The organism is Polaribacter aquimarinus (genome assembly GCF_003129485.1).
Classification (GTDB): domain Bacteria; phylum Bacteroidota; class Bacteroidia; order Flavobacteriales; family Flavobacteriaceae; genus Polaribacter; species Polaribacter aquimarinus.
Genome location: NZ_QFFG01000005.1, coordinates 138385 through 151817 on the forward strand (window position 1 = coordinate 138385; position 13433 = coordinate 151817).

Consider the following 13433-nt stretch of genomic DNA (forward strand, 5'->3'; position numbering starts at 1 on the left):
CTTATACTACTATAAGTAAGATTTATTCTCCGAACTTCTGCATGAATTTTTCCAATTCATCAACCATATTTTTACTTCCACAAATAAAAGGAACTCTCTGGTGTAATTCAGTTGGTTGAACATCCATAGTTCTTGTGTAACCATCTGAAGATTTTCCATTAGCTTGTTCTGCTAGAAATGCCATTGGGTTACATTCGTAAAGTAAACGTAATTTTCCATTAGGGTTTCTAGATCCTTTGGGATACATATAAATTCCACCTTTTATCATATTTCTATGAAAATCTGAAACTAAAGAACCAATATATCTACTGGTGTAAGGTCTATTGCCTTCTTCTTGTTGACAGTATTTGATATATTTTTTAACTCCTAGAGGGAAATCTTGGTAATTACCTTCGTTTACAGAATAAATTGTTCCATCTTCGGGGAACTGCATATTTGGATGTGATAAATAAAAAGAACCTATTGCAGGGTTTAACGTAAACCCGTTAACACCATCTCCAGTGGTGTATACTAGCATTGTAGAGGTTCCATAAACCACATAACCTGCAGCAACTTGCTCGCTTCCTTTTTGTAAAAAATCTTCTAGTTGAACTGGAGTTCCAGTTGGAGTAACTCTTCTGTAGATAGAAAAAATTGTTCCTACTGAAACATTTACGTCAATATTAGAAGAACCATCTAAAGGATCAATTAAAACTACGTATTTGTTCTGATGGTTTTCATCAATACTATTAATAGTTATAAAGCTATCTTCTTCTTCACTAGCAATTCCGCAAACAATATTCCTTCTTGTTAAAGTCTGAATAAATTTATCATTTGCGTAAACATCCAACTTTTGTTGGTCTTCCCCTTGTATATTGGTATCTCCATGAGCACCAATAATGTCAACTAAACCTGCTTTATTAACTTCGTGATTTACTACTTTTGCAGCTAATCTAATAGAGTTTAGAAGGCTAGAAAGTTCTCCTGAACTATATTTAAAAGCATGTTGATGTTCTATAATAAATTCACCTAAAGTTTGTTTTTTTTCTGTCATTTTAGTTAAAATGTTGTTGGTTTTTACAAATATCAACTTTTTTTAAGAACTAGCTATCCTTTTCTGTCTGTTTTACAATCTTTTTGATTAAAATTTTTAAACAAATAGAAAATAAATGTGTAAAATATTTAAATATTTTTGGACGCTACCAAAAGAACTATCTTTGACCAAAATTTTAAATAATATGGATTTTTCAATTAGATTAGGAGAGCAAAAAGATATGCAATCTGTATTAGATTTAATTACAGAATTGGCGGTTTTTGAAAAAGAACCAGATGCGGTTGAAATAACTGTAGATGACTTAATTCAAGATGGCTTTTCTGAGAATCCGAAATTTAAAGTTTTTGTTGCAGAACAAGAAAATGCAATAATTGGAATTGCTTTGTTTTACGAAAGATTTTCTACATGGAAAGGAAGAACTATTCATTTAGAAGATTTAATTGTTACTAAAAAAAAACAAAAAATAGGAGCTGGAAAAGCATTATATACTGCTGTTCTTAAATACGCTCATGATAATAATTTTAATAGAGTTGCTTGGGAAGTTATTGATTGGAATACCAACGCAATTAATTTTTATAAAAGTACTGGAGCAACATACTTAAATGATTGGTCTGTTGTGCAAATGAACAAAGAGAATTTAGCAAAATTTATTCAAAATAGTTAAAAGTTGTCACCTTGAGCAAAGTCGAAAGGTCTAAGGTTAAATTATACAGAAATGAAAATTTTTAAATTTGGAGGAGCATCTGTAAAAGATGCATCCAGTGTAAAAAATGTTACTCAAATTTTACAGAGTGAAGGTTCAGGAAATACGGTGGTAGTAATTTCTGCAATGGGCAAAATTACCAATGCTTTTGAAGAAGTTATTGATGCCTATTATAATAAAACAGATGAGTTATCTGATAAACTTGGTGTTGTAGAAGATTTTCATAAAAATTTAATGAATGAATTGTTTGATAAAAACGATACTATATATAAAGAAATAGATATCCTTTTAGGAGAACTTAGCTGGTTTTTAGCAAGAAACACTTCTAAAAGATATAATTATGTTTATGATCAAATTATTTGTTTTGGAGAGCTCTTATCAACTAAAATTGTAAGTGCATATTTAACAAAAATAGGAGTTGATAACAATTGGTTTGATGTACGCAATTACATAAAAACAGATAGTAATTATAGAGATGCAAAAGTAGATTGGGAGTTAACTCAAGAATTAATTTCAGAAAAAGTAGACACTTCTAAATTAAATATAACACAAGGTTTTATTGCTGCTAATGATACAGAAAACACTACTACTTTAGGTAGAGAAGGTTCTGATTATACAGCTGGAATTTTTGCTTACTGTTTAGATGCAGAAAGTGTTACCATTTGGAAAGATGTTCCTGGAGTTTTAAATGCGGATCCAAGAGTTTTTACAGATACCACTTTACTAGAACAAATTTCTTATGAAGAAGCTATTGAAATGGCTTTTTATGGAGCTTCTGTAATTCATCCTAAAACCTTACAACCCCTAGAAAGAAAAGAAATTCCTTTATTGGTTCGTTCTTTTGTAAATCCCAAAGAAACAGGAACTAAAGTTACAAAAGGGGTTAGATTAGTACCTTATATACCTTGTTTTATTGTGAAGAAAAATCAGATTTTAGTGTCTATTTCTGCTCTCGACTTTTCTTTTATGGTAGAAAATAATATTAGTTATATCTTTCAAAAGCTACACGACTATCAGTTAAAAGTAAATTTAATTCAGAATTCAGCCATCAGTTTTTCAGTTTGTATTGATAATAAATTTAAAAAATTTGATGCTTTTTATGATGAACTAAAAACACAATTTAAAATTGATGTTCAGAAAGAAGTTGATTTATACACAGTTAGACATTTTGACGACGAAGCAATTTTGAGTATAGAAAATAGAGGAGAATCGCTTTTGACTCAAGTAAATAAAGAAACTTCTCAGATTGTTATAAATCCGAATTAAAAAAAATAGAATTTTATTTTTTTGTATGTTTGCTGTTCGCTCTAATAATATTTTATGGCATTAGTAACATCTAAAGAAATTGCTCAAGTTATAGGTTTACAGAAATTTGGATTTCTAGGAACTTTTATTGGATGGTTGCTTATTAGAGTTTTGCGTATTTCTGCTTTAAACAGAATTTACGAAAAAAACAAAAATAAATCTGATTTAGATTTTTTAAACGGCGTTTTAGATGATTGTGAAATCAAATTTGAAATACCTGAAGAAGATTTAAAAAGAATCCCAAAAGAGGGTCCTTTTATTACAATTTCTAATCATCCTTTAGGAGGTGTTGATGGTATTCTGCTGTTAAAACTTTTATTAGAAAAAAGAACTGATTATAAGATAATTGCTAACTTTTTATTACATAGAATTGAGCCTTTAAAACCTTATGTTATGCCAGTAAATCCTTTCGAAAACAGAAAGGATGCAAAATCGAGTGTAGCTGGGATTAAGAATGCATTAATACATTTAAAAGAAGGAATGCCCCTTGGTATATTTCCTGCAGGTGAAGTATCAACTTATAAAGACGGAAAATTAAATGTAGATAAACCTTGGGAAGAAGGTGCTGTTCGTTTAATTAAAAAGGCTAATGTACCTATAATTCCTATTTATTTTCATGCCAAAAATAGTAGATTGTTTTATTTACTTTCTAAAGTAAGTGATACCTTAAGGACTGCAAAATTACCATCAGAATTAGTGTCACAGGGAGGCAAAGTAATAAAGGTTAGAATCGGAAAACCTATTTCTCCAAAAGACCAAGATGAGTATAAAGAAATTTCAGCTTTTTATGAGTTTATTAGAAAGAAAACGTATATGTTGGCTAATCCTTTTGAGAAGGCTAATAAATTGATTTCTACTGAGAAAATAAAAATAAAGAAGCCAGCAAAGAAAATTACCCCGCAAAGAAGCGCAGATTTATTTGTAAAAGAAGTAGAGACTTTAAGAAATGAAAATGCTAGACTTTTAAAAAGTAAAAACTATGAAGTGTTTTTTGCTAGTGCAAAACAGATTCCGAACTTATTACATGAAATAGGAAGGCTTAGAGAAATTACTTTTAGAGATGTTGGTGAAGGAACTAACAAAGCTATTGATTTAGATAAATACGACAAATATTATTACCATATGTTTCTTTGGGATAGTGAAACCAATTGTTTGGCTGGAGCTTACAGAATGGGATTAGGTAGTGAGATTTACAAAAAATACGGTATTAATGGCTTTTATGTTCAGACTTTGTTTAGAATAGAACCTGAACTACATCAAATGATGGAAAATACCATTGAAATGGGAAGAGCTTTTATTATTGGTGAATATCAACAAAAACCAATGCCTTTATTTTTATTATGGAAAGGGATTGTACATGTTACTTTACGTTATCCAGATCACAAATATTTAATGGGGGGAGTTTCGATTAGTAATCAGTTTTCAGATTTCTCGAAATCATTGATGATAGAGTTTATGAAGTCTCATTATTACGATCCATATATTGCGCAATACATTTATCCGAAGAAAGAATACAAGGTGAAATTAAAAGATGGCGATAAAGATTTTGTCTTTGATGCTACAAAATCTGATATGCAAAAGTTCGATAAGTTTATTGATGAAATTGAACCAGGTGCATTGAGAATTCCAGTTTTAATTAAGAAGTATGTGAAACAAAATGCGCGTTTAGTAGCGTTTAATGTAGATCCAAAATTTAACAATGCTGTAGACGGATTAATGTATATTAAAGTTGCAGATATTCCTGATAGTACAGTAAAGCCTGTGATGGAAGAATTTCAAGCAGAGTTAGAGCGAAAAGCAGCTGAAGAATTAGAAAAATAAAAGAATTTTTCTAATTAATGTGATAGTTTTTCTTTAATAATAGGTGACATGATTTCACCCCATGCTTTATATCCTAAACCCGTTAAATGAGTTCCATCAAGTGAATATTCCTTCTTTAATATTCCGTTTTTTGATAGCTTTTTATTTAGATTAATGAAATCAATTCCATTAATTGCACACATGTCCTTTAACTTTTGGTTTAAAAATGTTACCGACATATTAAAATCTTTGTAATTTGGATATGCTTTGTCAACATATAAAACTGAAAATATAATTGGTATAATCTTTCTTTCTTGAAGTAGTTTAGAAATTTTAAGTAGGTTATTAGTTGTAGTTTCGATATCTATACCTTTTCTCAAGTCATTTACACCTCCCATAATAAAGCATAGTTTAGGATATACATTAAATATAAATTCCATTCTATCTAAAAAGCCATTTGTGATATCACTTTCTACGCCTCTATTAATAATGTCACCTCTATCTAATAACTCATTCCAATTAACTCTGTATGTTATAGAATTTCCTAACATAACAATTTTTCCTTTTTTACGATAATGTTCGTATAAACCTAATTGCTGTTTGAAATTTTCGTTTTTTAGGTGCGAGGATTCTGAAAATTTTGTTGGTTTTATTTTGTTGTAAATTTTGTAGGGGTATTTTTCATAAATGAATATTGAAATCATTATTATAATTAATAAAATATTCAACATTTTTAAATTCTTTTTTTGCATGATTAATTTATCTGAAGTCTGAAACAAAAATAGTTAAAATAAGCTATGACTTAAGTAAGTTTATTATATGCTCTATACGTATCTAACGATAAGATTTGTTAAACTATATTTTTTATAACTAATTTAAATTCAGAAAATAGAAATTAATATTAAAAATGAGAAAAGAATAAAGTGTTAAATGGTTACTTTATTTTTGATGTAAAACCAACAGGAATTTTTAACTTTTCAAAGTCATACATATTTATATATAGAGAAAGTGTGTCTTTAGATCCTTTCCAAAAAATTCTGTAATGATCTAACAAACCAGTTCCTAAAATACCATTTTCTGTTTTAAAATGACAACAACTTCCAGCTCTAAAATAATTAATTAGTTCTCCATTTGGACCAGCTAAAGCATTCAAAAATCTTCTTTCGTTTATTGGACCTTCAGATTCTTTAACACCACCAACTTTTATAGGGTTTTTCTGAGTATATCCATAAGATTTATCAGTGCTTTTTTCTGTAATAGCAAAGGCATTATTTAGTATTTGAGGTTTAACCAATAATTTTTTATTATTTGTAATACTGTTTTTTTTAGTTGCACAAGCAATAAGAAGTGATATTGATAAAAGGATAAAAAAGATTTTTTTTACTGGTTTCATATTTTTTTATCAAACTTAATAAAAAATCCTTAAATCTGCCAAAAATTCAGTTTTTGAATTTGGTACACTTTTAGCTTTAAAGATGTTAAATTAATATATATGAAAACATTTTTAAAAATCTTATTAACGGCTTTAGCAGTAATTGTCTTAGCCAATATTTTACCCGGAATTTCAGTAGCAGGTTACGTATCTGCAATTATAGTAGCTGTAGTAATATCGCTGTTAAATATGTTTGTACGTCCGCTTTTAATCTTTTTTACCTTACCAGCAACCATTGTAACTTTAGGTTTGTTCTTATTTGTAATTAATGCTTGTATTATTTTGTTGGCAGATAAATTAGTAGATGGTTTTGCGGTTTCTGGCTTTTGGTCAGCATTGTTTTTCAGCATTTTACTGTCAATTTTTAGGTCAGCATTATTTTCTTTATTAAAAGAAGATAAGAAATCATTAAAATAACTGAAATAGAAGTATTTAAACATTTGTGCAATCAATTTAAATGATTAATTTTGCACTCGATTTTTTTAAGAACAACAGAACAAAGAAATGAATATTACAAAAGAAAACATAGATGCGTTAAACGCAGTTGTAAAAGTTGATATTGTTGCAGATGATTATCAAGCAAAAGTAACAGAAGTATTAACAGATTATCGTAAAAAAGCTGACATTCCTGGTTTTAGAAAAGGGCATGTGCCAATGGGAATGGTAAAAAAGCAATATGGTAAATCTGTAATGATAGATGAGGTAAACAAGCTTTTACAAGATTCTTTAAATAAATTTATCACTGAAGAAAAATTAGATATTTTAGGAAATCCTATTCCTAGAGTTCAAGATGAATTCAATTGGGATGCAGAAACGTTTTCTTTTGAATTCGAATTAGGTTTAGTACCAGAATTTGAGGTTGATTTAAACGCAAAAAACAAAGTAAAACAATACAATATTGTTGCTACTGAAAAATTGATTGATGAAGAAGTAAAAAATATCCAAACGCGTTATGGTAAAATGTCTTCTTTAGAAGTAGCTACTGAGCACTCTAATGTTACAGGTACTTTTGTAAATGAAGAAAACGACATCAATAAGAAATCTACTTTCTTAGTAAACGACTTAAAAGGAAAGAAAAACGAGAAAAAAGTAATTGGTGCTAAAGTAGGTGATGTAATTGAGTTAGATACTAAAAAATTATTTGAAGACGACCATAAATTACAACACATTTTAGGTGTTTCTCACGATGTAATTCACGATTTAGACATTACAGTTACCTTAACTGTAGAAGAGATTACAAAAACAGAACCAGCTGATTTAGATAAAGAATTATTTGATAAACTATTTGCTGACGGAAGTGTTTCTACAGTTACTGAATTAAGAGAAAAAATTAAGGAAGATGCAGAAAAGCAATTCCAACAACAAGGTGATCAACAATTATTAAATGCAATTACAGAGCATTTAATTGAAAATACAAAGTTTGATTTACCAGCAGAATTTTTACAAAAATGGTTAGCAACTGCAGGAGAAAAAGAATTAACTGCAGATGAAGCTGCTGCTGAGTATGAAAAATCAGAAAAAGGATTGCGTTATCAATTAATCGAAGGTAAGATTATGAAAGATAACGATATCAAATTAGAGTATCAAGAATTGGTAGATTACGCAAAAGGATTTATCAGAACGCAAATGGCTCAATTTGGTAATATGAATCCAGAAGAAAAAGAATTGGATGATATTGCTGGTAGAATCTTACAAAACCAAGAAGAAGCTCAGAAATTACAATCTCAATTAATTAGTCAAAAATTATTGACTTTCTTTAAAGAGAATATGAAATTTAAAACAAAAGAAGTTTCTTACGAAGATTTCATTAAAGAAGTTTACAAATAACAGTCACAGACATGTTGCTATTGTTCTAAAAATGATGATGTCATTTCGAACAAAGTGAGAAATCTTAAAAACCTGAATTGTAAAATTCAGGTTTTTTTAGCGACAAACACCAGTAAAAAGGTAAGAAAATAGTTCTTATCTTTACAATATTAAACACAAAATAGAATTACAAGAATGGATTACGGAAAAGAGTTCGAAAAATACGCAACAAAACATCACGGAATAAGCAGTACTTCTTATACAAAAATAACAAGTAGTTTAACGCCATATATTATGGAAGAGCGTCAGATGAATATAACTCAAATGGACGTTTTTTCTCGTTTAATGATGGATAGAATTATCTTTTTAGGAACAGGGATTAACGACCAGGTAGCAAATATTATACAAGCACAATTGTTATTTTTAGAAAGTGTAGATGCAAATAAAGATATTTCAATTTATATCAATTCTCCAGGTGGAGGTGTGTATGCAGGTTTGGGTATTTACGATACTATGCAGTTTATAAAACCAGATGTAGCTACAATTTGTACAGGTATGGCAGCATCTATGGGAGCTGTTTTAATGTGTGCTGGAGAAAAAGGAAAACGTTCTGCATTGCCACATTCAAGAATAATGATTCACCAACCATTAGGTGGAGCACAAGGACAAGCTTCAGATATTGAAATTACTGCAAGAGAAATCTTAAAGTTAAAAGATGAATTGTATGCAATTATTGCAAATCACTCAGGTCAAACAATTGAGAAAGTACACAATGATTCTGATAGAGATTACTGGATGAAAGCAGAGGAGGCAAAAGCCTACGGAATGATTGATGAAGTTTTAGCAAGAAAGTAGTAGTTGTTAGTTGTTGGTTTTTTGTTGTTGGTTACTTTTTGCCAATAACTGCAAACTACCAACCAAAAACCAAGGAAAATGTCGAAAGAAGAAAACTTAGAATGTTCGTTTTGCGGACGAAAAAAAGCGGAAACAGACTTGTTAATTGCAGGTATGGACGCCCATATATGTGATAAATGTATAGAGCAAGCTCACGGAATTGTAGAAGAAGAAATTTCTGATGCAAAATCAAGTAGTTTGTCTAAAGATTTAACACTAAAAAAACCGTTAGAAATTAAGGAGTTTTTAGATCAATACATCATTGGTCAAAATGAAACAAAACGAGCAATGGCTGTAGCTGTTTACAATCATTACAAACGTTTATTGCAAGATAAAAATGACGAGGATGAAGTAGAAATAGAAAAATCTAACATTGTTTTGGTTGGAGAAACAGGTACAGGAAAAACATTAGTAGCAAGAACCATTGCTAAAATGTTAAACGTGCCATTTTCTATTGTAGATGCTACTGTTTTAACACAAGCAGGTTATGTTGGTGAAGATGTAGAGAGTATTTTAAGCAGATTGTTACAAGCTGCAGATTATGATGTAGAAAAAGCAGAAAGAGGAATTGTTTTTATTGATGAAATTGATAAAATTGCCAGAAAAGGTGATAATCCCTCTATTACAAGAGACGTTTCTGGAGAAGGAGTTCAGCAAGCATTGTTAAAATTATTAGAAGGAGCAGTAGTTAATGTTGCGCCAAAAGGCGGAAGAAAACATCCTGAGCAAAAATTTATTGAGGTAAATACCAAAGATATTTTATTTATTGCTGGAGGAGCATTTTCTGGTATTGATAAAATTATTAGCAAGCGTTTAAATATGCAGGCTGTAGGTTTTGGAGCTTCTTTAGATGAAGATAAAGTAGATCAAGAAAACTTATTGCAGTACATTACTCCTTTAGATTTAAAATCTTTTGGTTTAATTCCTGAAATTATTGGGCGTTTACCAGTTTTAAGTTATATGAATCCTTTAGATGCTAAAACGTTACGAGCTATTTTAACAGAACCTAAAAATTCAATTATCAAACAATATGCAAAATTGTTTGGTATGGATGAAGTCAATTTTACAATTGATGAAGATGCGTTAAATTATATCGTAGAAAAAGCAGTAGAGTACAAGTTAGGTGCAAGAGGTTTACGCTCTTTATGTGAAGCTATTTTTACAGATGCAATGTTCGATTTACCAAGTTCTGATCAAAAAGAATTTAATGTAACTAGAGAATATGCAGAAGCAAAATTAACAAACACTACCTTAAAGAAATTAAGAGCAGCATCTTAATGATTTAAAATATGATTAATAGAAACCTCACTATAATGTTAGTGAGGTTTTTTGTTTTTTAAAAAAATCTAATTGTTATATTTGTTTTCACTTTCCAATAATTTTATTTAATGATATCAAGAAGTACCATAGACCGAGTTTTCGAATCTGCAAGAGTAGAGGAGGTTATTGGTGAATTTGTACAACTTAAAAAAGCGGGAAGTAACTTTAAAGGACTAAGTCCGTTTACAGATGAAAAGTCGCCTTCTTTTATGGTGTCACCAGTAAAACAAATCTGGAAAGATTTTTCTACAGGAAAAGGTGGGAATGCTGTTTCTTTTTTAATGGAACACGAACATTATTCGTACCCAGAAGCCTTAAGATGGTTGGCAAAAAAATACAACATAGAAATAGAAGAAACTGAGCAAACAACAGAAGAAAAAGCTCAGATGAACGAAAGAGAAAGTATGTTTTTGGTGTCTAGTTTTGCCAAAGATTATTTTCACGATGTAATGTTGAATTCCAACAAAGGGAAAGCAATTGGGTTAAGTTATTTTAAAGAACGTGGTTTTAGAGAAGAAACCATTAAAAAGTTCGATTTAGGATATTGTATAGATGAGTGGGATAATTTTACAAAAGCAGCCTTAGCAAAAGGTTACGATTTAAAATACTTAGCAGCTACAGGTTTAACAATTGTAAAAGAAAATAAACAATTCGATCGTTTTAAAGGTCGTGTTATGTTTCCTATTCACTCAATGTCTGGACGTATTTTAGGCTTTGGTGGACGTATTTTAACTGCGGATAAAAAAGCAGCTAAATACTTAAATTCTCCAGAAAGCGATATTTATCATAAGAGTAAAATTCTTTACGGAATTTATCAGGCTAAAAAGGAAATAGCTAAACAAGACAATTGTTTTTTAGTAGAAGGGTATACAGATGTAATTTCTTTCCATCAATCTGGAGTTGAGAATGTGGTGGCTTCTTCAGGTACAGCGTTAACTTCTGATCAAATTCGGTTGGTAAATAGACTAACCAAAAACATTACTGTTCTTTTTGATGGAGATGCAGCAGGAATAAGAGCTTCTATTCGTGGAATAGATTTAATTCTGGAGCAAGGAATGAACGTAAAAGTAGTTCAGTTTCCAGATGGAGAAGACCCAGATAGTTTTGCGAAAGCACATTCTGATGCAGAGTTAAAAGAATATTTAGAAAATTCAGCCCAAGATTTTATCAACTTTAAAGTATCACTTTTATTAAAAGACTCTAATAACGATCCTATAAAAAAAGCAGGAGTAATTAGAGATATTGTGACAAGTATTTCTAAAATTCCAGATGGAATTCAACGAGAAGTTTATGTACAAGAGTGTGCAAGAATAATGGACATTTCTGAACGTGTTTTGTTTAGCGAGTTAGCGCAGTTGTTAAAAAAAGGACTTCAAGAAAAAAATAAAGTTTCCAAAAAGCAAAATGCTTCTCAACAAGATCCTAACCAACCACCACCAGAATATTTTATGGCTCAAGAGCAAGCTCAAATGGGTTTGGTTAAAGGTGGTCAAAAAGCTTCTCAAAAAGTAGATCAATTATCTATTTTAGAAAAAGAAATTATCAGGATTTTATTGTTATATGGAAATGAAGAAATAGAATTTTCTGAAGAAGTGATTAATATGGATGAAGATGGTAAAGAAACTATTTCTAATCGAAAATATCAAAATACAGTTTCTTCAGAAATTTATTTGCATTTACAAGAGGATGAAATAGAGTTTACGAACTCTCTTTTTCAAGAGATTTATATAGAAATAATTCATCAATTAAACCAGTCTGAAAAATTAGATGTAGATAGCCTAATAAATCATAAAAACTCTGAAATATCTTCTATAGTTACTTCTATTTTAATGGATGAAGAAAAACATCAGTTAAGTAATTGGGAAAGCAAAAATATTGAAGTAAAATCGGCAATTGAAGTAATGCCAAAAGCTGTATCTGATGTTGTTTTTAATCTGCGTAGAATTCTAATAGATAAAATAGTTAGTAAGTTTATGGAGAAAGGGAAAGAATATACAAATGATGAAAAAGAACAAATAATGAGTTATAATTCTCTGAGAATTAAGCTTTCAGAAAAACTTAAAAGGGTAGTTTAAATTGCTCTAATAACTAACAAAAAATAAAACTTTACTTTTTACGCAACCTTTTAACAGTTTCTTCATCTATAATAAAAGCGTTTATTACAAAAAGATGAAGAAAATACTAATTTTATTAAAAATTGTCCAATTATCTCTTTTTTTGCCATTTGAAATATCTAAAGGTTCAAAAAGAAGAGCACATAAAAAAATAAAAAAATTAATGATTTCTTTATAATTTATTTTAGCTCAAATTATTTAATATCTTTTGGTATTTGACAAACAGGTATTGGCGTCATTTTATGTTGATTATTTCTATTTAATCTTGAATAAATTATAAAAACTTCTAACTCTCTTCCAGAGAAATTACTTTCTGTTTTACCTTTATCTTGCATTTTCATAGCCCATTCGAGTTCATCATAAGAAGCTCCAAGTTGGTCTTCATCTGTTCTACTGTCTCCAAATAAACCGTCAGTTGGTTGTGCTTTTTGAATAGAATTAGGAACTCCTAAAAATGCTGCTAGTTCGTATACTTCAGATTTCATTAAATCTGCAATCGGACTTAAATCTACACCTCCATCACCATATTTAGTATAAAAACCAACACCAAAATCTTCAACTTTATTCCCTGTTCCAGCAACCAAATAACCATATATTCCTGCCAAATAATATAAGTTAGTCATTCTAAGTCTTGCTCTTGTATTAGCTAAAGATAAATCTACTTTTGCTTGGTTATCTACAATAGGAACTTCATTTTTAAAAGTTTCAAAAGTAGAAGTTAAATCAACACGCGTATCAGAAACATTATCAAAACGATTTTTTAATTGAGCAATATGTTCTTGAGCTCTTGAAACTTGACTTTTTGCTTGATGAATTGGCATTTCAACACAAAGGGTAGGGAAACCAGTTTTAGCACAAAGAGTAGAAGTTAACGCAGAATCTATTCCGCCAGATACGCCTACAACAAATCCATTTACTCTAGCATTTTCTGCATATTCTTTTAACCAGTTTATAATATGTTTTGCTACTTTTTCGGTGTTCATAAATAAACTATTTTAGTATTTTTATCGTTCTTAAATTGAAAGA

12 protein-coding genes are annotated in these 13433 nt (G+C 29.8%); 8 read left to right on the plus strand and 4 right to left on the minus strand.

Annotated features, from left to right (window positions below):
• Window positions 1-22: 22 nt before the first annotated feature.
• The gene (gene fbp, locus DIS07_RS11725; protein WP_109405447.1) at window positions 23-1033 is read right to left on the minus strand and encodes a class 1 fructose-bisphosphatase; all 1011 of its coding nucleotides are present in this window, start codon (window positions 1031-1033) and stop codon (window positions 23-25) included.
• A gap of 184 nt (window positions 1034-1217) precedes the next feature.
• Here fbp and DIS07_RS11730 point away from each other — a divergent pair, with 184 nt between their 5' ends.
• The 3 genes from DIS07_RS11730 to DIS07_RS11740 are packed head-to-tail and all read left to right on the plus strand — an operon-like array spanning window position 1218 to window position 4862.
• A complete protein-coding gene (locus DIS07_RS11730; protein ID WP_109405581.1) occupies window positions 1218-1697 on the plus strand; it encodes a GNAT family N-acetyltransferase in 480 nt (159 codons plus the stop codon).
• A gap of 51 nt (window positions 1698-1748) precedes the next feature.
• The gene (locus DIS07_RS11735; protein WP_109405448.1) at window positions 1749-3002 is read left to right on the plus strand and encodes an aspartate kinase; all 1254 of its coding nucleotides are present in this window, start codon (window positions 1749-1751) and stop codon (window positions 3000-3002) included.
• A 54-nt stretch (window positions 3003-3056) separates the two neighbouring features.
• A complete protein-coding gene (locus tag DIS07_RS11740) occupies window positions 3057-4862 on the plus strand; it encodes a GNAT family N-acyltransferase (RefSeq protein ID WP_109405449.1) in 1806 nt (601 codons plus the stop codon).
• A 14-nt stretch (window positions 4863-4876) separates the two neighbouring features.
• On the opposite strand, the gene DIS07_RS11745 is transcribed toward DIS07_RS11740, so the two are convergent.
• Together DIS07_RS11745 and DIS07_RS11750 are read right to left on the minus strand one after the other, a co-directional pair.
• Window positions 4877-5545, minus strand: coding sequence for a GDSL-type esterase/lipase family protein (locus DIS07_RS11745; protein WP_181374592.1), 669 nt, complete (start codon window positions 5543-5545; stop codon window positions 4877-4879).
• A gap of 230 nt (window positions 5546-5775) precedes the next feature.
• A complete protein-coding gene (locus DIS07_RS11750; RefSeq protein ID WP_109405451.1) occupies window positions 5776-6234 on the minus strand; it encodes a 2-dehydro-3-deoxyphosphooctonate aldolase in 459 nt (152 codons plus the stop codon).
• 99 nt (window positions 6235-6333) lie between these two features.
• Between DIS07_RS11750 and DIS07_RS11755 the strand changes: the two genes are divergently transcribed.
• The 5 genes from DIS07_RS11755 (at window position 6334) to dnaG (ending at window position 12368) form a co-directional block, all read left to right on the plus strand.
• Window positions 6334-6690, plus strand: coding sequence for a phage holin family protein (locus DIS07_RS11755; protein WP_109405452.1), 357 nt, complete (start codon window positions 6334-6336; stop codon window positions 6688-6690).
• An 87-nt stretch (window positions 6691-6777) separates the two neighbouring features.
• On the plus strand, window positions 6778-8100 hold the full coding sequence (tig, locus tag DIS07_RS11760) for a trigger factor (RefSeq protein ID WP_109405453.1): 1323 nt from the start codon (window positions 6778-6780) through the stop codon (window positions 8098-8100).
• A gap of 174 nt (window positions 8101-8274) precedes the next feature.
• Window positions 8275-8934 (plus strand): ATP-dependent Clp endopeptidase proteolytic subunit ClpP, encoded by a 660-nt coding sequence (gene clpP, locus DIS07_RS11765; RefSeq protein WP_109405454.1) that lies wholly within the window; start codon window positions 8275-8277, stop codon window positions 8932-8934.
• Window positions 8935-9012: 78 nt separating this feature from the next.
• A complete protein-coding gene (gene clpX / locus DIS07_RS11770) occupies window positions 9013-10251 on the plus strand; it encodes an ATP-dependent Clp protease ATP-binding subunit ClpX (protein WP_109405455.1) in 1239 nt (412 codons plus the stop codon).
• Between the two features lie 110 nt (window positions 10252-10361).
• Window positions 10362-12368 (plus strand): DNA primase, encoded by a 2007-nt coding sequence (gene dnaG / locus DIS07_RS11775; RefSeq protein WP_109405456.1) that lies wholly within the window; start codon window positions 10362-10364, stop codon window positions 12366-12368.
• 233 nt (window positions 12369-12601) lie between these two features.
• Here the strand turns inward: dnaG and nadE are convergent, their stop codons facing one another.
• Window positions 12602-13390 (minus strand): NAD(+) synthase, encoded by a 789-nt coding sequence (gene nadE / locus DIS07_RS11780; protein ID WP_109405457.1) that lies wholly within the window; start codon window positions 13388-13390, stop codon window positions 12602-12604.
• Between the last annotated feature and the right edge of the window lie 43 nt (window positions 13391-13433).